The organism is Polynucleobacter sp. JS-JIR-II-b4 (genome assembly GCF_018687815.1).
Taxonomy (GTDB): domain Bacteria; phylum Pseudomonadota; class Gammaproteobacteria; order Burkholderiales; family Burkholderiaceae; genus Polynucleobacter.
This window is the reverse complement of sequence record NZ_CP061306.1, coordinates 823949-842651: the sequence shown is the minus strand read 5'-3', so window position 1 is coordinate 842651 and position 18703 is coordinate 823949. Positions and strand designations below refer to the sequence as shown.

At 45.8% G+C, this 18703-nt stretch carries 21 protein-coding genes; 3 read left to right on the top strand and 18 right to left on the bottom strand.

The window, feature by feature from the left end:
* Window positions 1-46: 46 nt before the first annotated feature.
* The 3 genes from ICV90_RS04265 to ICV90_RS04255 form a co-directional block, all read right to left on the bottom strand.
* A complete protein-coding gene (locus ICV90_RS04265) occupies window positions 47-952 on the bottom strand; it encodes a hypothetical protein (protein WP_215359990.1) in 906 nt (301 codons plus the stop codon).
* Window positions 953-1146: 194 nt separating this feature from the next.
* Entirely contained in the window at window positions 1147-1479 is a 333-nt protein-coding gene (locus ICV90_RS04260) for a rhodanese-like domain-containing protein (RefSeq protein WP_215359989.1), read from the bottom strand.
* A 7-nt stretch (window positions 1480-1486) separates the two neighbouring features.
* Window positions 1487-1810, bottom strand: a complete 324-nt coding sequence (locus tag ICV90_RS04255) for a helix-turn-helix transcriptional regulator (protein ID WP_215359987.1) — start codon at window positions 1808-1810, stop codon at window positions 1487-1489.
* Between the two features lie 118 nt (window positions 1811-1928).
* Here ICV90_RS04255 and modB point away from each other — a divergent pair, with 118 nt between their 5' ends.
* Entirely contained in the window at window positions 1929-2582 is a 654-nt protein-coding gene (modB, locus tag ICV90_RS04250) for a molybdate ABC transporter permease subunit (RefSeq protein ID WP_215359985.1), read from the top strand.
* Window positions 2582-3691, top strand: coding sequence for an ABC transporter ATP-binding protein (locus ICV90_RS04245; RefSeq protein WP_215359983.1), 1110 nt, complete (start codon window positions 2582-2584; stop codon window positions 3689-3691). The genes modB and ICV90_RS04245 overlap by 1 nt, the downstream gene beginning before the upstream one ends.
* A 187-nt stretch (window positions 3692-3878) precedes the next feature.
* Here the strand turns inward: ICV90_RS04245 and ICV90_RS04240 are convergent, their stop codons facing one another.
* Window positions 3879-4094 carry a DUF2892 domain-containing protein gene (locus ICV90_RS04240; protein ID WP_215359981.1) on the bottom strand — a complete coding sequence of 72 codons (216 nt, stop codon included), beginning with the start codon at window positions 4092-4094 and terminating at the stop codon, window positions 3879-3881.
* Between the two features lie 707 nt (window positions 4095-4801).
* Window positions 4802-5386, bottom strand: a complete 585-nt coding sequence (locus ICV90_RS04235; protein WP_215359979.1) for a rhodanese-like domain-containing protein — start codon at window positions 5384-5386, stop codon at window positions 4802-4804.
* A gap of 181 nt (window positions 5387-5567) precedes the next feature.
* Here ICV90_RS04235 and ICV90_RS04230 point away from each other — a divergent pair, with 181 nt between their 5' ends.
* Window positions 5568-5876, top strand: a complete 309-nt coding sequence (locus ICV90_RS04230) for a high-potential iron-sulfur protein (protein WP_215359977.1) — start codon at window positions 5568-5570, stop codon at window positions 5874-5876.
* A gap of 84 nt (window positions 5877-5960) precedes the next feature.
* Here the strand turns inward: ICV90_RS04230 and ICV90_RS04225 are convergent, their stop codons facing one another.
* From ICV90_RS04225 to ICV90_RS04165, 13 genes are read right to left on the bottom strand one after another with little or no spacing between them, the layout of a single operon-like run.
* The gene (locus tag ICV90_RS04225) at window positions 5961-6677 is read right to left on the bottom strand and encodes a Crp/Fnr family transcriptional regulator (protein ID WP_215359975.1); all 717 of its coding nucleotides are present in this window, start codon (window positions 6675-6677) and stop codon (window positions 5961-5963) included.
* 10 nt (window positions 6678-6687) lie between these two features.
* The gene (locus tag ICV90_RS04220) at window positions 6688-7347 is read right to left on the bottom strand and encodes a bifunctional 2-polyprenyl-6-hydroxyphenol methylase/3-demethylubiquinol 3-O-methyltransferase UbiG (RefSeq protein WP_251367798.1); all 660 of its coding nucleotides are present in this window, start codon (window positions 7345-7347) and stop codon (window positions 6688-6690) included.
* The gene (locus ICV90_RS04215) at window positions 7328-8536 is read right to left on the bottom strand and encodes an O-succinylhomoserine sulfhydrylase (protein WP_215359973.1); all 1209 of its coding nucleotides are present in this window, start codon (window positions 8534-8536) and stop codon (window positions 7328-7330) included. The genes ICV90_RS04220 and ICV90_RS04215 overlap by 20 nt, the downstream gene beginning before the upstream one ends.
* Before the next feature lie 60 nt (window positions 8537-8596).
* Entirely contained in the window at window positions 8597-10135 is a 1539-nt protein-coding gene (purF, locus tag ICV90_RS04210; protein ID WP_215359971.1) for an amidophosphoribosyltransferase, read from the bottom strand.
* A 4-nt stretch (window positions 10136-10139) separates the two neighbouring features.
* The gene (locus ICV90_RS04205; RefSeq protein WP_215359969.1) at window positions 10140-10706 is read right to left on the bottom strand and encodes a CvpA family protein; all 567 of its coding nucleotides are present in this window, start codon (window positions 10704-10706) and stop codon (window positions 10140-10142) included.
* Window positions 10706-11515 carry an SPOR domain-containing protein gene (locus tag ICV90_RS04200; protein ID WP_215359967.1) on the bottom strand — a complete coding sequence of 270 codons (810 nt, stop codon included), beginning with the start codon at window positions 11513-11515 and terminating at the stop codon, window positions 10706-10708. Before ICV90_RS04200 ends, ICV90_RS04205 begins: the two co-directional genes overlap by 1 nt.
* Before the next feature lie 3 nt (window positions 11516-11518).
* Window positions 11519-12844, bottom strand: a complete 1326-nt coding sequence (folC, locus tag ICV90_RS04195; protein ID WP_215359965.1) for a bifunctional tetrahydrofolate synthase/dihydrofolate synthase — start codon at window positions 12842-12844, stop codon at window positions 11519-11521.
* Window positions 12845-12848: 4 nt separating this feature from the next.
* The gene (gene accD / locus ICV90_RS04190) at window positions 12849-13736 is read right to left on the bottom strand and encodes an acetyl-CoA carboxylase, carboxyltransferase subunit beta (RefSeq protein WP_215359963.1); all 888 of its coding nucleotides are present in this window, start codon (window positions 13734-13736) and stop codon (window positions 12849-12851) included.
* A gap of 6 nt (window positions 13737-13742) precedes the next feature.
* The gene (gene trpA, locus ICV90_RS04185) at window positions 13743-14540 is read right to left on the bottom strand and encodes a tryptophan synthase subunit alpha (protein WP_215359961.1); all 798 of its coding nucleotides are present in this window, start codon (window positions 14538-14540) and stop codon (window positions 13743-13745) included.
* A 9-nt stretch (window positions 14541-14549) separates the two neighbouring features.
* Window positions 14550-15743: a tryptophan synthase subunit beta gene (gene trpB / locus ICV90_RS04180; RefSeq protein WP_215359959.1), complete on the bottom strand. Its 1194-nt coding sequence runs from the start codon at window positions 15741-15743 to the stop codon at window positions 14550-14552.
* A 30-nt stretch (window positions 15744-15773) separates the two neighbouring features.
* Complete coding sequence (locus tag ICV90_RS04175; protein ID WP_215359957.1) at window positions 15774-16451, bottom strand: phosphoribosylanthranilate isomerase; 678 nt, start codon at window positions 16449-16451, stop codon at window positions 15774-15776.
* A gap of 25 nt (window positions 16452-16476) precedes the next feature.
* Window positions 16477-17316 carry a tRNA pseudouridine(38-40) synthase TruA gene (truA, locus tag ICV90_RS04170; RefSeq protein ID WP_215359955.1) on the bottom strand — a complete coding sequence of 280 codons (840 nt, stop codon included), beginning with the start codon at window positions 17314-17316 and terminating at the stop codon, window positions 16477-16479.
* Between the two features lie 3 nt (window positions 17317-17319).
* Window positions 17320-18702, bottom strand: a complete 1383-nt coding sequence (locus ICV90_RS04165) for a FimV/HubP family polar landmark protein (RefSeq protein WP_215359953.1) — start codon at window positions 18700-18702, stop codon at window positions 17320-17322.
* Window position 18703: the final 1 nt, after the last annotated feature.

Genomic DNA, 18703 nt, shown 5'->3' with positions numbered 1-18703 from the left:
TCTCAGCAAAAATTTTAAGCACAATGATGCATTGCAACAGCCGCCATTACTCTGGTGCGCCAGTTACAGTGGCCTTTAAAGCTTTTCGAATCGCTTCGGGGGTACTCATGATATTGACAAAGCTATGCGATCCCATCATTGCTAAATCTGGAAAATTAATTGCAATACGAAAACGAGCATAAAGGGCTAAAACAGTACTTTTTGAGACCAATATTTCATACGGAAGATGAGCGGTAGATTTCAAATCTCTAAAATCAATCTCACTCATAATGAACTTATCGTCTTGCGCTTTTGAGTCGCTGCCACCCTTTAATGCAACACCAAACAATGTTTCATTTGATCCAGGAACGTCAACACGAAAAACCTGCTTTACTCCAAACTTACCTTGCGATAAACCTGACTCTACTGCTGCTACCGCCTCTTCATGTGTTTTATAGGTTGCTAATATGCTGGGGTCTGTGAAGTACTCCATGCCAATCATGTAGTGGTAAGAGCGAGCATCCTCAGCTGTCATACCCTTTGCTCCAAAACTTTCCACATTGCCAAGCGCCGCAACTAATTTAGCCTTAACCCCCTCTTGCTGATCTTTCATGCGATAGGCGTTTGCCATGTATACGGGATTGGTAAAGCTGACCTGAACTTCATTACCAACCTTTGTTAAAGCAACTCTCTGCGCAGCTCCAAAGCCACCATACTCTGAACTAGCTGCATTTTTCTTCAATTCTTCATTAGTAACAATCAAGATCACGGCATTGCTATAGGGTCTGTAAGTCCCAACAACCTCAAATCCATTGCTCACTAAAGCTGTCCTAGTGGTTTCCGTTACGCCGTCTAAACCGCCAACTACTTTTGAGGCCAGAATAAAAGGTCGCAAAATCTCTGCATCCGCACGCGCAAATGTAGATAGCGCTATAAAAATGAATGCTAAAACCATCTTGAGTGCTAAGTTCATCCCCGCTCCAATCGTATCTGATTTTATCAATATAAATATTATGTATAAAGTGATAATGAACGCACAATAGGTACAATGCTAGTTAGGAGAAACGCTAGGTTCTATTGAATTAGCGCCAATCAAGAGCCAAAAAACGAATGTCGCGAGTCAGATTTACTTTTTAGTAACTAGTTGACTATAGTACGGTGCAGTATTTAGGAGCGCGGTTGCGCCAAACGCATCGCAAGTTGAGATACACCGCCACCGTTGATTACGATCTCATAACCCATCGAGATTAATTGACGCCTTGCAACACCCGAGCGCATTCCGGAAGCGCAAAATACAACAATAGGTTTTTGCTTATGAATAGCAGGTTTGTGAGCCGCAATGAGTTGAATTTGATTCACCGGAATATTGATAGCACCAGGAATGCTTCCCCCGGAAAACTCCATCGGTGATCTCACGTCAATGAATACCGCCCCCTCAGGAATCGACTCAGGTGGGCTCGGGGTTAATACCCTCTTGAGGGCGGAGAAAATATTCATCATCTAAGTTCTAAGTCGCTTTTTTACAAAACTGTGCATATAACACCTCCATTATTGCTAATGCTGCTTGGCTTTTAACGGTATAGTGAATTTGCTTTCCTTCGCGGCGTGTTTGAACGATCTTATTTTCACGCAAGACGGTTAGCTGCTGCGAAAGAGTTGGCTGCTTTATTCCGGTGCTCAACTCTAAGTCACTCACACATTTTTCACCCTGAGCAATTTCGCATAACAATAAAAGACGCTTCTGGTTTGCTAGAACTTTCATTAATTTAGTAGCCTGTAGAGCGGACTTCTGCACCGCCTTAAGGGCACTTAAATTTGTTTTTTTGGCCATAGGAAGCTTAATAGTAGTAATGGTTTCAAATATATGTCCTTAGCTTAGCCATACATTCCCGTTAAATTGAATTCAATCTTACAGGAATCCATGCTTAAATAAGCAATACAATTAAACGATGGATGCAGATGCAATTTTTCTCTCAATTAAGCTCGCCCTTTGGACCGTGGTTCTCATCATTCCTTTTGGGATTTGGGTGTCCTACTCACTTTTCAAGCTCCACAAATGCAAACCGTGGATCGAAGCTGTACTGGCACTACCCTTAGTTCTCCCCCCTACAGTTTTGGGTTTTTACCTCTTAACTGGATTAAGCGGCAAGACCTTATTTGGGATTCCTTTGGTCTTTTCCTTTGCGGGCATTCTGATTGCATCACTCATCGCAAACCTACCATTTGCCATTCAACCAATCCAGAGGGCATTTGAATCCATTAACCCCGATATACGAGAAGCAGCACAGGTTAGCGGACTTTCAAATTGGCAAATCTTTCGCTTAATCGAGCTACCACTTGCCTGGCGGGGCATCATAAGCGCCACTGTGCTGACCTTTGCACATACCCTAGGTGAATTTGGAGTGGTGCTGATGGTTGGTGGAGCCATTCCCGGAGAAACCAAGACGGTTTCAATCGCCATTTATGACAAGGTGCAAAATTTTGATTCTTCTGGGGCAGGCGTTTTGGCCCTACTTCTTTTGGGAGTATCACTGATTTCAATTACCCTCTCCTATGGGGTCTTTGGTAAAAGCTCGCGTTACCCGCGCAGATTGAGAACTTAATGCTTAAGCTAAAGATTGCTCAAACCCTCCCCAACCCTCTGCAAATTAGTCTTGAATGTGCGGCAGGAGAACTACACGCGCTGGTTGGCCCATCTGGGAGCGGCAAAACAAGCACACTTCGAGCTATTGCAGGCCTAAGCCAAGCCAAGACTGGCCGAATTATATGTGGCAATGAGGTTTGGTTTGAAGCCAATGAACTAAATGGCATAAGCAAGAATCTAACCCCTGCACGGCGCTCTTGTGGTTTTTTATTTCAACAATACGCCCTATTTCCGCATCTTACGGCAGCCGAGAATGTCAGCATTCCATTACAAAATTCTGAGCCCAATTCAAGAAAAAGAATATGGATAGCTAAGGAATGGTTGGTTAAGATGGGTATTGCCGATCTTGCAGATCGAATGCCAGATCAACTTTCCGGCGGTCAACAGCAACGCGTTGCATTAGCTCGTGCCTTAGCGAGACAGCCCAAAATTTTATTACTCGATGAACCCTTTTCCGCAATCGATGCTCCAACACGTAAAAGTCTGTACAAAACCCTTGCCGACTTACGCAAAGATTTGAATATCCCCATCGTATTGGTCACGCACGATTTACGTGAAGCAGATTTACTGGCTGACAGGATCACAGTGATCGATGAAGGGGTTAGCCTCCAAACAGCCGTCCCCCAGACACTTTTCCAAAGACCAAGAAACTCTCGTGTAGCAGAGCTAGTTGGAATTAGTAATATGTTTCAAGGAAGATTTAATGCAGGCAAGCTTACTTGGGATGGATGTGAACGAAGCTTTGATGTTGCTGATAAAGGAAAAATTCCGCCGGATGCCCAAGTGGCATGGGTTATTCCTCAGAGTGGCTTGAGCGTACATGACATATCCTCATCAATAAGTGTGCCTGCATCCATTGAAAAAATGAGCAGCCTTGGACAGATCGCAGTTATACAGTTGCGAGTAGAAAACAGTGAGCACCGGATTGAATGGGAAGCCTCTACAGCTGAAATTAAGAGATTAAATATGGCGGTTGGCAGTAGGATGCATGTTGAATTAGATGGAAAACAAATTCACATCATGCCTTTACGTCCCATTAATGATCCACGAAGATTTATAGAGCATTAAATTCCAGATACTGCAATTCTTCTAGGGCAATCTACTTTTACATAACCTTCTCATTGTTGGGGCTGATCCTAAATACACGATGAGAATAAATTATGCGTGCCAATACCCTGCATAGCAGGCGAGAAAAAAACTTCACAAAAAATTAAAAAGCGGCCCTTTTATGGGCCGCTAATTACCATCTTTTAAACTACTTACAGCCACCGCCGCCATCACAAGAACCGGTGCCACGAGTATTAATTCCCAGCAACGGATACGCTGGACAAAATCTAAACAATCCGGTAGCCAAAGGAACAATTCCAATCCATCCCCATATGCCCAACGTTCCAGTAAGGGCAAGTCCGATTAGAACCAAACCTACAACCATGCGTAGCATACGATCAATACCGCCAACATTACATTTCATATAAAACCCCCTTTGGTTATTCACTACAGTAATTCTGATTTAACATCCTCATAACAGGGAGGACAGCATAACTGGATAGCGAGTAATAAAATTACCTCTCTCTCCTAGTCTTTACTAAATCCTCATTGCGTAACACGGCTAATTGCTGCGATCAGGTAGGCTAATGAATAGCTAAGAGTATCCTTCCAATTCACCCACACATTTCTCTCCCCGTCCAATTTGACACGACAACATCATTCGACCTCGGCTAGAGAGAGCCTTCATTATTTGGCAGACATCATCTGTAGACGCCTGCACTCTTTTTAAGTTTATGTTGAGATTAGCAGTACCGTTAACCACATTTCAAAATTAGTGCAACACGAACCAATAGAGGACCTTAATAACGATGCAATTTACAGCCTATTTGATCTATAGTCCACCAAATAAGCCATCCTAATGACAATTATTATTTTGTCATTTTTTAATAATATATTTAATTGTATTTTATTGACCGCGCTTATGGTAAGTCAAGATTTCGGAGTGAATACACATCAATTGATTGATCCATATCAAATCCCAATGATTTGATATGGATCATGCTTACAAAATAAAGACTTACACCGGGGTGAATTCAACAATGCAATAAAAATAATTGCAACTTTATTAAGTGCAATATGGAAAAGGGAGCCTAGGCTCCCTTTTATTAAATAATAAGGTGAGCAAAAGTTTTAAAGCTCACCCTTTATAGTAGTCAATCCAAGCGCATCCCAGTCAAGCATGCCACCACGATAGTAATAGATTTTCGTAGCAGGGAAACCATCACGAGTCATGGCAGCCATCGCCATTGGACTTTGCGGACAAACAGGACCATTGCAAAAAGCATAGACTTTCTTCGCCTTTGAGCAATCCCATTTAGTTGATCCGGCAGCAGGCTTTTTGCAACCCAACTCATCCATGCGCATTGCCACTTCAGTATATGGAATGCCAATAGAGCCGGGGATTGTTCCTTTAACGCGATCATCAACTACGCGCATATCGACTACCACTGAATCTTTATCGTTTAATGCATTTAATACATCGATTTCATCAACGGGAACCACGCCTTTAATAGGAATTAATGGTTGCAACCACCCTTTATTTTTGGCGCAAGGCGTCATCACACGGGTAATTTCAATTGACCCTTTGGATGTTTTGACCACAAAATTAGTGGATTTATCAATAATTTGCAGCAATTCAGGGCTGGCTGATACGCCAGATTGCGCTGCTGAAATGCCTGAAAACAATATCAGACCAAGAGAAAGAAACTTTTTCATAAAACCCTCTTTGTATTATTTTTTAATTGGAATGCCGTTTTAAATGCTTTTATGCATATTGTGTGCCCAATCATGACTAAACTTAATACTGAGAAACCCCTATTGATAGTAGTGTCATCCTCTTTAACATGCCATATAGTTAGTTTTTTTACCCTCTTATTTATCTAAAACTGGAGTTCATATGAAAAATAGTCGTCGTCAATTTATGATTTTGTCAGCTGCTGGTGCTTGTACATTAGTTTTGAACAATAAAGTTCAAGCTCAAGCTATGGTTGCTGAAACTGATCCACAGGCTGCTGCATTAGGTTACAAAGCAAACGCAGCTACAGTTGATAAAGCCAAGTATGCAAAATACGCTGCTGGCCAAGAGTGCGATAACTGTGCATTGTTTCAAGGTAAGGTTGGCGCTGCTGCTGGTGGTTGTTCATTGTTTGCAGGAAAGCAAGTTGCCGGTAAGGGCTGGTGCTCTGCTTACGCTAAGAAAGCTTAATTCCGATTCTGAAATAATTCTTAGCTGAGCAAATAAAAATGCCGCTTATTTTATGAATAGGCGGCATTTTTTTGCAATTAGTCTTTATGAACCTACCTGCGAAAACTTTCGTAGATTCTCCATGCTAGGTATCTGAATACTCAATCTGCTAATATTTGAGATTAAGCCCTGCTCTGCCATTGAAGCAAGTGCCCTGCTGATAGTCTCAAATTTCACATCCATCATTAAGCCCATGTCCTCTCGTTTGAAAAGTGGCGAGACCGCCATATCACCAGAGATCTTAGCAACACGCAAGAAAAATCTCGCTAAGCGCACCTCAATTCTCCCGGTATTAATTTCAGAAAACCAAGACTCTGATTGAGCCAAGGCCTCACCCCATTTCTTCACAATCTGCCTATGCAAGCGTGGTGACTCTTCTCCCAAACTGGAAATAATGGCTTTTGGTATGCGGCATAAATGGATATTTGATAAAGCAGTGGCTGAATGAGCATAAATCTTGCCCAACAAAGCCTCCATCCCGAATAAATCACCCGGCATTACTAATCGGACTATTCTAGTTGAGCCATCGGAATTGATATGCAATAGCTTTATATAACCTTCACGCAAGGTAAATAAATGCTCAGCAGAATCTCCCTGTGTATAAATCCCTGTATTTGCTTCATATCGTAGATCATCAATTGGCGAATGAATTTTGGAAAAATCTTCTTCATTTAATTCGGCAAAGAGTGCAGAGCTACGGATGGAGCAGGCATTACAGTCACTATTACCCTGCCATGCGCTTTTAATTTCAATAGTCTTCATAGGAAAGCAGTCACTTCTTAGCAACCAATCCCAATATTGCAGACATGCCAGTGTGGCGCGGGCCCTCAGAAAGTTCTTTCTCGTAACTTACAAGCTCAAGTATTTCAAAGTCTTTGGCAAGATCTCTAATTAACTCTTCTGTGTAGAGATGCTCTATTAATGATGGGCCGCCGGTTTTGTAATCTAGTTGCTTAGGAGTATAGCCCTGCAAGATAAAGAGTCCACCAGGTTTTGTCGCCTTGTAAGCTTGCTCAAAGATTCTAGCGCGCATTGCTGGATCGGCAAATTGAATGAAGATCCCAATCACTGCGTCATAAGTATTTTCTTGCCACGCATAGCTATCAGTATCAGAGAAAGAATACTCAACTTGCACTTGATTATCTTTGGCAAACTGTTTTGCTTTAGCTAGCGCAATATCGGATGCATCAAATCCAATAACCTGCATGCCTTGCTTAGCAAGCCAAACGCCATTGCGACCCTCGCCGTCAGCAATACAAAGAACCTTATCTTTGGGCTTTAGATATTGCTTTGTTTTCTCAGCAAGGTACTCGTTAGGCTCTTTGCCAAATATGAACTCTTCTTTATCGAAGCGCTCATTCCAAAATTGCGTGGCATCGGAGAAGCCCATGGGTTTATCTTGATGCACTTGATTATTTTTTGAGTCCGCCAACGAGGTCACCCTTCAGATCATTAATATTTTCAAGGCCAACTGCAATACGCACCAAGCCATCCGAAATACCAGCGGCTTTACGAGCCTCAGGCGTCACACGGCAATGCGTTGTTGTAGCTGGGTGAGTAATAGTTGTGCGGGTATCACCCAAGTTTGCAGTAATCGAGCAAAGCTTCGTTTGGTTGATAAGCTTGAACGCTGCCTTCTTGCCACCCTTCAATGTGAAAGAAACAATCGCCCCACCCTCTTTTTGCTGGCGCATTGCCAACGCATGTTGAGGATGCGATTTCAGGCCGGGATGGTAAACGCGCTCTACTCCAGATTGCTTCTCAAGCCATTGAGCCAAGGCGAGTGCATTCTGACTCTGCTGCTTCATGCGAAGCTCTAAAGTCTCCAGGCCTTTGAGGAACACCCAGGCATTGAATGCGGATAGCGTTGGCCCTGCGGTACGAACATATGGGAATACTTTACCCATGATGAAATCTTTGCTGCCTACAATTGCTCCACCCACTACTCGGCCTTGTCCATCTAAGTACTTAGTGGCCGAATGAATCACAACATCAGCACCAAGCGCCAATGGTTTTTGCAAAGCAGGCGTGCAGAAGCAGTTATCCACCGCGAATAAGGCGCCCGCCTTTTTCGCTACTTTTGAGATTGCTTTAATGTCTGCAATCTCAGTTAAAGGATTGGAAGGAGTCTCCAGGTAGAACAGCTTAGTATTTGGCTGAACGGCAGCCTGCCATGATTTGGTATCAGCCAAATCAGCATAAGTGGTTGTAATACCAAAGCGACCCAAGATATTAGTGAACAACTGAATCGTTGCACCAAATACCGAGCGTGAGCAAACCACGTGATCACCTGATTGTAAATGCGCCATTGCCATTGTCAGAATGGCAGACATTCCGGAAGCGGTGGCGATACATGCCTCGCCACCCTCTAAAGCAGCCAAGCGATCCTGGAACATGCTTACAGTTGGATTAGTAAAACGAGAATAGATAAAGCCTTGGTCAGCATGCGCAAAACCATCAGCTGCTAACTCTGCACTATCAAAACAGAAGCTGGATGTCAGAAACATCGCCTCTGAATGCTCTTGGTATTCAGCAGTGCGACGAGTACCAGCGCGAACCGCCAAGGTCTCGAGTGCTAGCTTAGAAAAATCAGGTTTTTTGCGTATAGTTTTGCTCTTCATGCCGCTATTTTGACACCGAATTACGAATTTGCCTCGAGTAAGGCAAATTCCTGTCGCTTTTTAGTCTTCGGTAGCCAAATGCAGGTGGAGCTGTGAACGGGCGAAGTCACTCGAATCCTTCTGACGATCAGCCTTCGCATCAGAGGTATTTCTAGCGGCTTCTAAGGCATCAAGATAGGACTCGGTAATGTCACCCGTAATATAGAAGCCATCAAAGCAAGATGCTTCAAAGTTCTTGATATCTGGATTAACGTCCCTCACTGCCTGCTTCATATCTTCAATGCTTTGATAGATCAACTGATCTGCACCAATCATCTTATTGATCTCTTCATCAGTCCGGCCATAGGCAACCAATTCGCTGCGAGTTGGCATATCAATACCGTAAACGTTCGGGAAACGCACTGGTGGTGCAGCAGATGCAAAAATCACCTTCTTCGCACCAGATTCACGTGCCATCTGCACAATCTCAAATGAGGTTGTGCCACGAACGATGGAGTCATCCACAATCAATACCGTCTTGTCTTTAAATTCAATACGCATGGCATTGAGTTTTTGACGAACAGACTTCTTACGAACAGCTTGGCCAGGCATGATAAATGTACGGCCGATGTAACGGTTCTTAAAGAAGCCTTCACGGTAATCCACGCCCAATTTCTTTGCTACCTGCATAGCTGCTGGACGGCTGGAATCCGGAATCGGCATCACCACATCGATTTCATCGACATTAGTCTCTTTGCGGATCTTCTCGGCCAGGTAATCTCCCATGCGCATACGCACGTTGTAGACAATCACGCCGTCAATGATGGAGTCAGGACGTGCCATGTAGACATATTCAAAAATACAAGGTGTCAACACCGCATTAGGTACACATTGACGTGAATAGAAATTACCATCTAAGTCGATATAAATTGCCTCACCTGGATGAACGTCGCGAACAAAAGTAAAGCCTAAGCCTTCGAGCGCTACAGACTCAGATGCAATCATCCACTCAGGGCCCTGAGGAGTATCGATACGACCAATACACAGCGGACGAATGCCGTACTGATCTCGGAAGGCCAATAAGCCATAACCCGCTATTAAAGAAACTACTGCATACGAACCTTTAACGCGATTAGTCACACCAGTAACAGCGTTAAACATCGCGCCTTCATCTAGGGCCGCGCTATTAGTTTCTTTTTGAAGTTCATCAGCTAACACGTTAAGCAATACTTCAGTATCAGAGCTGGTATTGATATGACGACGGTCACGATACGCCATCTCTACCCGCAAGCTAGGTGCATTCGTTAAATTACCGTTATGCGCCAAAATAATGCCGTAAGGTGCGCTCACGTAGAAAGGTTGCGCCTCTTCTTCACTACTTGCAGAACCTGCAGTTGGGTAACGCACTTGGCCAATGCCAGCATTACCAACCAAGCTACGCATATTGCGAGTTCTAAACACATCTCGTACCAAGCCATTGGCTTTGTGCATCGTGAACGAATTACCATTCATCGTTGCAATACCTGCCGCATCCTGTCCGCGATGCTGCAAAAGTAGCAGCGCATCATAGAGAAGTTGATTTACTGGTGAGTGGGAAACAGTTCCGACGACGCCGCACATATCTCTAGATTCCTATTGTTAATTTAGGAGCAATGGTAGGGCTAACTTTAGGCATTGCATCACCTAATTGTTTTGCCCAGTCGGCAGGAAGCCAACCTTTAATTAAACCGGTTGCCATATCAATTGCTGGTCTGGTAATAGCATTCTTCCAAGCCATACTTTGCGGAATGGGTGTGAGTGCCGCTAAGGTAGCCAACACTACTATGACTAAGCCACCACGGATCACGCCAAATATCAAACCCAAAAACCGGTCTGTAAGACTAAGACCTACTGACAAAATAATCTTCTGCACTACTCCACCAAACAATCCACAGATGATGAGGGTTAATACAAACAATATGATGAAGCTCACACCTAGACTTAGTAGTTCATCCAAATGAAATGTCGAGAGCCACTCGGTTGAGAGGTAATTGCTGTAGTGATAAGCAACCCAAGCGGCCGCGAACCACGAGGCTAAAGCAAGCACCTCTTTAAACAAACCGCGTGAGATACCTACCAAGGCAGAAACCAAGAGTACAACTAGGGTGAAGTAATCCACCGATGTTAGCTTGAGGGTGGACAAGTATTCCATTACTGCTTACCGGACTCGACAAGTCTTGGTGAGAGACCCATCGCCTTAATTTTCTTTTCCGCCGCTTCTGCAGCATCTTTATCTGTATATGGCCCTGCACGTAATACATATAGCTTTGTGCCATCACTACCCGCCTTATTCAAGACGTAGTTAGGAATCTTTTGATCTTTCAGCTTTGCAATCCAACCTTTAGCGCGCTCTTCTGAAGCAAAGGCACCAATCTGAATCACGTACTTACCCGATCCAGAAGCGCTAGGCTTGGGGGCATCTTCTGCCTTAGGCTTCGCGTCAGCCTTAGGACCTGCGGCAGCAACCACCTCTTCACCCGCAGCCAAACCTAATGTGCCAGATTTATTTACTGCCGGCGCCGCTGGTTTAGCGTCTACCTTAGCCTCTACTTTTACTTCTGGCTTCACTTCTGGTGCAGGTGCAGCGGCGACCTTAGGAGCTTCTTTAGCAGGCTCAACAGGAGTCTCTACTTTTGGTTTCTCTTCAGCCTTAGGTTCTGTACCAGGAATAGGTAAGCTGGTAACAATGTTTACTGCGATATCGTTAGATGATGCCTTTGGTTTGTTATCCAAAATACGAGGTAAGCCAATAACAGCAATTAATACGAGGACAGCAGCACCAATCAGGCGATGGCGCGCTCTTTGTTGTTCTGGATCTTCTGTGAGGGCAAGTTCTTCAGCTTCTGCTGCGCGCTGAAAACTGCGTGGGGCTGCTCGTTTGGCGGTGCGACTACCCCTTGAACCTATTTCAAGGTCATCAGACTGGGTTTTTCGCTTAAAAAAGCTTGGTAAACGAATCATGGATCAGTGGGCCTGGTTGTTTCGGTAAGTCATTACGCCTGCAACGGTATAGAAGGATCCGAAGGTCACAATTCTATCACCCTCACCCGCCAAAGATAGCGCTTTTTGATACGCTAAAGCAGGTTCTGGGAAGCATTCAATACCCCCGTCTGACCCATTTTTTGGCTTTACTCCCATAGATTCAAGCTTCTCGGCCAGGGCCTTAGCGCTGGCAGCTCTGGGGGTCGGTAAATCGGTACAAAACCAGAAATCTACGATGTTTAAGAGGGGTTTAATCACCCCCTCAATATCCTTGTCAGCCATAGCCCCAAAAATGGCATAGGTGTAGGGGTGGTAACCCATCTTATCGAGCCCCTGAGCCAAGGTAGCAGCAGCATGGGGATTGTGAGCAACATCCAATACCACGGTAGGCTGACCCGGGAGAACCTGGAATCGTCCTGGGAGCTCAACCAATGCAAAACCATTGCGAATGTCCTGGGCGCTCACTGGTAGACGCTGATGTAAGGCCATCAAGGCGGCTATTACTGCCGAGGCATTCAGAATCTGATTGGCGCCTCGTAGCGCTGGGTACCCAAGCCCACTAAAGCGCTTTTTGCGCCCTGCCCAACCCCATTGCTGTTTATCGCCCTGGAAGTTGTAGTCACGCCCCTGCAACCAGAGATCGCAGCCTAACTTTTCAGCATGATCAATCAGCGATTGTGGTGGTACAGGATCACCGCATACGGCGATATGTCCTGGGCGGAAAATACCCGCCTTTTCCAGGCCAATGGCTTCGCGTGTGCCACCCAAAAAATCCGCATGATCAATATCGATACTAGTCACAATTGCGCAATCAGCATCAACGATGTTGACAGCATCTAAGCGACCACCCATACCCACTTCCAAGACAACTGCATCCAAATTGGATTTAGCAAACAGATGCATGATGGCTAAAGTAGTGAACTCAAAATACGTTAAGGTCGGTGCATCGACTAGACTCACCCGAGCTTCTTCGACAGCGGCAAAATGTTCAAGCAAGAGATTGTCTTTGACATCTTCACCATTGATACGTGCACGCTCATTGAATTTGAGTAAATGTGGGGAGGTATGGCAACCGACTCTATAGCCAGAAGCCAACAGAATGCTCTCCAGAAATGCACAGGTCGAGCCTTTGCCATTCGTACCGGCAACCGTAATTACTGGACAATCAAAATGGAGATCTAATGCAGCCTTCACGCGATTGATGCGCTCAAGCCCCATGTCTATGCCAACGGGGTGAGCAGTCTCGAGGTGGCTAAGCCAAGCCTCTAGGCTAGGAAATAATATGGGGGCTTGGTGTGCTGAGCTCAAGCGCTTAAACGACTGCGCTACCCGCGATAGCAGGCTCAGGAAGCTTTTGTAACAAAGCAAGTAAACGCGCGATTTCACCGCGCATCTGACGACGATCAACAATCATGTCAATACCGCCCTTTTGCATCAGGAACTCAGATCTCTGGAATCCTTCAGGCAATTTTTCGCGAACAGTTTGCTCAATCACGCGTGGGCCGGCAAAACCAATCAAGGCTTTTGGCTCAGCCATCACTACATCACCCATGAAGGCAAAACTTGCAGAAATACCACCCATCGTCGGATCAGTCAGCACGCTGATATAAGGCAAGCCTTTTTTCGCCAACAAGGTCAACATCGAGTTGGTCTTGGCCATTTGGAAAAGGGATAACAAGCTTTCTTGCATACGCGCACCGCCAGTAGCAGTGACACAAATGAAGGCGCACTTCTTATTAATTGCCTCTTGGACTCCGCGGGCAAAACGCTCACCCACTACTGAGCCCATCGAGCCACCCATGTATTGGAATTCGAAACAAGCAGCTACTACAGGAATGGCTTCAATCTTGCCGCCCATGACAATCAAGGCTTCAGATTCACCAGAAGCATCATTCGCTTCTTTAATGCGATCTGGGTATTTTTTAGAGTCTTTAAATTTCAGCGGGTCAGTTGGATAGATATCAGCACCGATTTCGTAGCGGCCTTTTTCATCTAATAAGCTGTCTAAGCGCAGACGTGCTCCGATACGCATGTGATGACTACATTTTGGGCAAACGGATAAATTGGCTTCAATATCAGTGCTGTACAGAACAGTTTCACAACTGGGGCACTTGACCCACAATCCCTCAGGCACTGACTTGCGATTTGCAGGGTCAGTATGTTGAATTTGGGGTGGGAGTAATTTATCTATCCAGCTCATTAGTTTTTAGCTATCCAATGCGTCGCGTATCTCACGAATGAAGGTTTCCAGTGATTGTACCGCCTGCCCAGGGGGCGCATCCTCTAAAAGGCGAATAATTCGGCTGCCAATTACCACTGCATCAGCACTTACCGATACCGCCTTGGCGCTAGCTGCATCGCTAATACCAAAGCCTACAGCAATCGGAATATCCGTCTCTTCACGAATTTTTGGGATGATGCTGGCGACATCCTGAGTATTGAGGTTAGAAGCACCAGTAACCCCTCTCATGGAAACGTAATAGATATAACCTGAAGCTATTTTGGCCGCCTCTTTAATGCGCGCATGTGATGAAGTAGGCGCTAATAAGAAGATCGGATCAATGCCGGCAACGCGCATACGAGCGGCAAAGTCCACGCACTCTTCTGGTGGGTAATCTACTACGAGAACACCGTCGACACCGGCAGCCTTCGCTTCGGTTGCAAAACGCTCTGCTCCCATTTGCTCAACTGGGTTTGCATAACCCATCAAAACAACTGGCGTATTAGCATCCTGCTTGCGGAATTCTTTCACCATCTCTAAGCAGCTATGCAAAGTGACACCTTGAGTCAGTGCGCGTTCCGATGATCTCTGAATGACAGGACCATCAGCCATTGGATCTGAAAATGGCACACCTAACTCAATCACACTCGAACCGCCGCGAACTAATGCATGCATGAGTTCAACGGTTTGTTTAGGATCTGGATCGCCTGCAGTAATAAAAGGGATCAATCCTTTTTTGCCTGTTGCTTTTAGCTCCTTGAAGAGCGCAGTAATTTTTGACATAACTCTTTCTTAACCTTCTGAACCTGTTGCCTGTGCAACGGTATGCATATCCTTATCACCACGGCCAGAGAGGTTGACCAAGATCGTCTTGTCTTTAGGCAAGGTCTTAGCAAGCTTACAGGCATAGGCAATGGCATGAGAAGACTCAAGCGCAGGAATGATGCCTTCAATCTGGCAGCAATCATGGAATGCTTGGAGCGCCTCTTCATCTGTAATCGCCACATAGTCTGCGCGACCAGAATCTTTTAACCATGCATGTTCAGGACCAACACCGGGATAGTCCATACCAGCAGAAACAGAATGTGTTTCAGAGATCTGGCCATTCTTGTCTTGCAATAAATAAGTACGGTTGCCGTGCAACACGCCAGGTGTTCCAACGCACAAGGCCGCTGAATGCAAACCACTTCCCAAGCCATGACCTGCAGCTTCAACACCAACGAGTTTCACTTCCGGGAAATCAATATAAGGATAAAAAATGCCCATCGCATTAGAGCCGCCGCCAACACAAGCTAAAACATAGTCAGGCTGACGACCAGTCATCTCTGGCATCTGCACTTTGCACTCTTCACCAATCACGCTCTGAAAATCTCTCACCATCATTGGATAAGGATGTGGTCCTGCGACAGTGCCAATGATGTAGAAAGTGTTATCCACATTGGTAACCCAATCGCGCATCGCTTCATTGAGCGCATCTTTCAAAGTCTTGGTACCAGACTCCACTGGAACTACCTTAGCGCCAAGTAGTTTCATGCGGAATACGTTTTGCGCCTGACGGGCTACGTCCACAGAGCCTTGATAGACCGTGCAGTCTAGGCCAAAGCGAGCGCAGATCGTTGCTGTAGCAACACCGTGCTGCCCTGCTCCTGTCTCAGCAATAATGCGAGGCTTACCCATACGCTTGGCCAACATCGCTTGACCAATCACGTTATTAATCTTGTGTGCACCAGTGTGATTTAAATCTTCACGCTTCAGATAAATTTGTGCGCCACCCAGCATTTCACTCCAACTCTTAGCGTGATAAACCGGAGAGGGTCTACCAACAAAATGTTTAAGCTCGTAATGAAACTCTTCAATGAATTTTGGATCGTGTTGATACTTTGCATAAGCTTCTTTAAGCTCATCTAAGGCAAACATCAATGTCTCAGAAACAAACACCCCGCCGTAAGGACCGAAGTGTCCTCGTGCATCTGGCTTGTCGTACATAGCTACCTCTTTTGATTTATCTACAGCAAATTATTGGGATGATGCTTTGGCATCCGCTGCGCGCACTGCTTGAATAAATTGGGCCATGAGCGCAGGATCTTTAATACCCCTGCTGCTTTCTACGCCACTACTGACGTCAACCGCGCAAGGATGCAGGCGTGCAACTGCCTCGCCCACGTTGTGCGTGTTCAATCCACCACTCAAAACGACCCGAGGCGCGTTTTCGCTTACCCATGTCTGTGGAATCCCTTGCCAATCAAAAGGAACGCCTCCGCCACCGTATCCCTCAACCAGGGCATCCAGCAGAAAAGCATTTGCATCCCCATATTGTAGGGAAAAATCGTCAAAAGCGAAGCCAGTTCCTACACGAGCAGCCTTCATCCAAGGCTCGCCTGCAGCAAGCTGGGCACAGCGCTCTGGGGTCTCATCCCCATGAAACTGCCATAAGGTGATTGAGGCAGCAGCCCGAATAGCGGCAAATTCTTCATCTGTAGGATTGACGACTAGTCCAACGGCATCTACCCCTGCTGGGAGCCTAGAAATGAGCTGCGCAGCGATATTAGGGCTCACAGCACGCACACTGGGCGGATAAAAGACGAAGCCAACCGCATCAACCCCTGCAGAAACTGCGGAATCGATGTCAGCCGCAGTCTTTAAACCGCAGATTTTGACCCTAGTTCGGCCCGGAGAATATGTCAGTAAGCCCATAAATGAATGATAAAGCCTGGGGCCTTTATTTCTTTTGTTTCCCGATGACCTGGTTCGGTAACCAGGAGTTTTCTAACCAAGGCTGGGGAATGGCAAATTCGTCCGGATAAGTGATTTTGGCCAAATATAGGCCATCGGCCATAAAAGTAGGAGCGGCGATTTGCCTATTCTTAGCAGCCAAGACTTCGGCCATCCACTCGGGCTTTTGTCTACCCTGACCAATTTGCAAAAAACAGCCGACCACATTGCGGATCATGTGATGCAAAAAAGCATTTCCCCGAATTCGGAAATACAGCCATGGTTGATCAGAAACAATCTCAATGGAGTAAATCGTTTTTACCGGTGTTTTACTTTGGCACTCAGATGAGCGAAAAGAACTGAAGTCGTGTTCGCCAATCAAGCACTCAGCTGATTTTTTCATAGCCTTGACATCAAGCCATTGATTTGGGGGCACCAGTAAGTAACCTGCGCGTGAGTGCGACATCGGCGAACGACAAGGCCCCGCTTGCAAGGCATAAATATATTCGCGCTCATAAGCAGAGAAGCGCGCACTGAACTGATCGGAAACTGGCTTTGCCCAGTTAATAACAATCGATGGCGGCAAGAATGAGTTCACACCCCTTACCCATGAAAAGTCTTCACGCTCAACATTGGTATCAAAGTGCACAACCTGTCCTAAGGCATGTACACCAGCATCGGTTCTGCCTGCGGTGATTGTATGAATGGGCTGTTCTGCACAAGCCTGCTCACCAACAAAGGCTGTAATGGCCTTTTCTAATTCATCTTGTACTGTGTTGTGATTTACTTGGGTTTGCCAGCCTGAATAGGGGCTGCCGTCATACTGAAGGCCAAGGGCTATGCGCATGGTTCAGGTATTGCGATGCGAGATTTCTGCCAACAAGCCCTGCGCTTCAATGGTGATGGCTGGATCGACAGAATTACTGATACGAAGCACTTCATCCAAAGACTTTTTAGCTGCAGAGAAATCTTCAATAGTGATGTAAGCACGTGCTAGATTCAATTTGACGCGCAAAGTATCTGCAAGTGGATTTGACACTGGGGCAGCTATTGTTGCGGGAACCTCTTTTGCAGGCTTTGAAAGATCAAGATCTATGCCATCAAACAATGCCTTTGCACGAGCCGGCATTTCAAAATGAGAGCTGGCTGGAGGTTTCTCATTTTTAGCAACATGATGTGTATCAGCATGAAAGCTTGGTGCCTCTGAGCGACGCGCATTGCGGGCTAATCCCCAGAGCAATAAACCGGTTAAGCCAATCAGACCAATAGCCAGGATAGCCGGGCCAAATCCACCTAAGCCAAAATTGCTGTCGACCGCTTTCTTCTCCTTAGATTTATCTAGGAGTCTCTGTAAGTCAGCAATATTCTTTTCTAACTCAGCAACTCGAGCTTTAGTCTGCTCTAACATCTTCTCTTGAGCAACCAACTCTTCAGTGTAGCGACGCTCTTGATCGTTGCCATCAGCGCTTGAGCCAATCTTCAGTCGATCCTTGGGAACAACTTCCCCTGTTTTAGCATTACCTGATTTTCCATTAGCGGTGCCTGCTTCTTTTTCGCCATGCTCTGCGCGCCACTGTTCGTTAGCATCTGCGACGAACTGATTTGCCTCTGCCGGACTAATAGAACGAAGTAGCGCCTGACTGGGTTTGGACAACTCAGCTCCGGCGGCCAAGCGATTGATGCTACCGCTAGCAAACGCATCGGGATTGGCCTTATACAGGGCCATCATGGTTTGATCTAAGGTAGCACCATCCAATTGGGGCGCCATGATGGCAGCTATTTCAGATAAGGACTGCCCCGGCTTTACGGTGATCTTCTGCACATCACCGAGTAACAATGTGAATGTCTTGGTAAGGCTACCGCTAGACCAATTGAGATTAACCAATACATCTAAGAATGGATCATCGGTCATCGGTACAGAATTGACTGTCTCTACCAATACCATCAGTTGCTCTTGACGATTGCGATACACCATTGCCTGCGGATTGAGGTCAAGAATCTTTTGTGAAATGCCTAAGCGCTCATAAGATGCCTTATTAGGCATTGTCACATTCAGGCTAGATAAAGCAGCCTGCTCATCCACTCCAGCCCGAATTGGGATCTCAACACGGAGTGGCTCACCAGGGCGTGACTGAAGTTGAGGAGCGCCTAAGCTAATCGCACCAGCAATAGATGACCAACCAAGCAGAACAACACAAAGTAGCTTTAAGCCTAGTTGACCAATACGAAACATA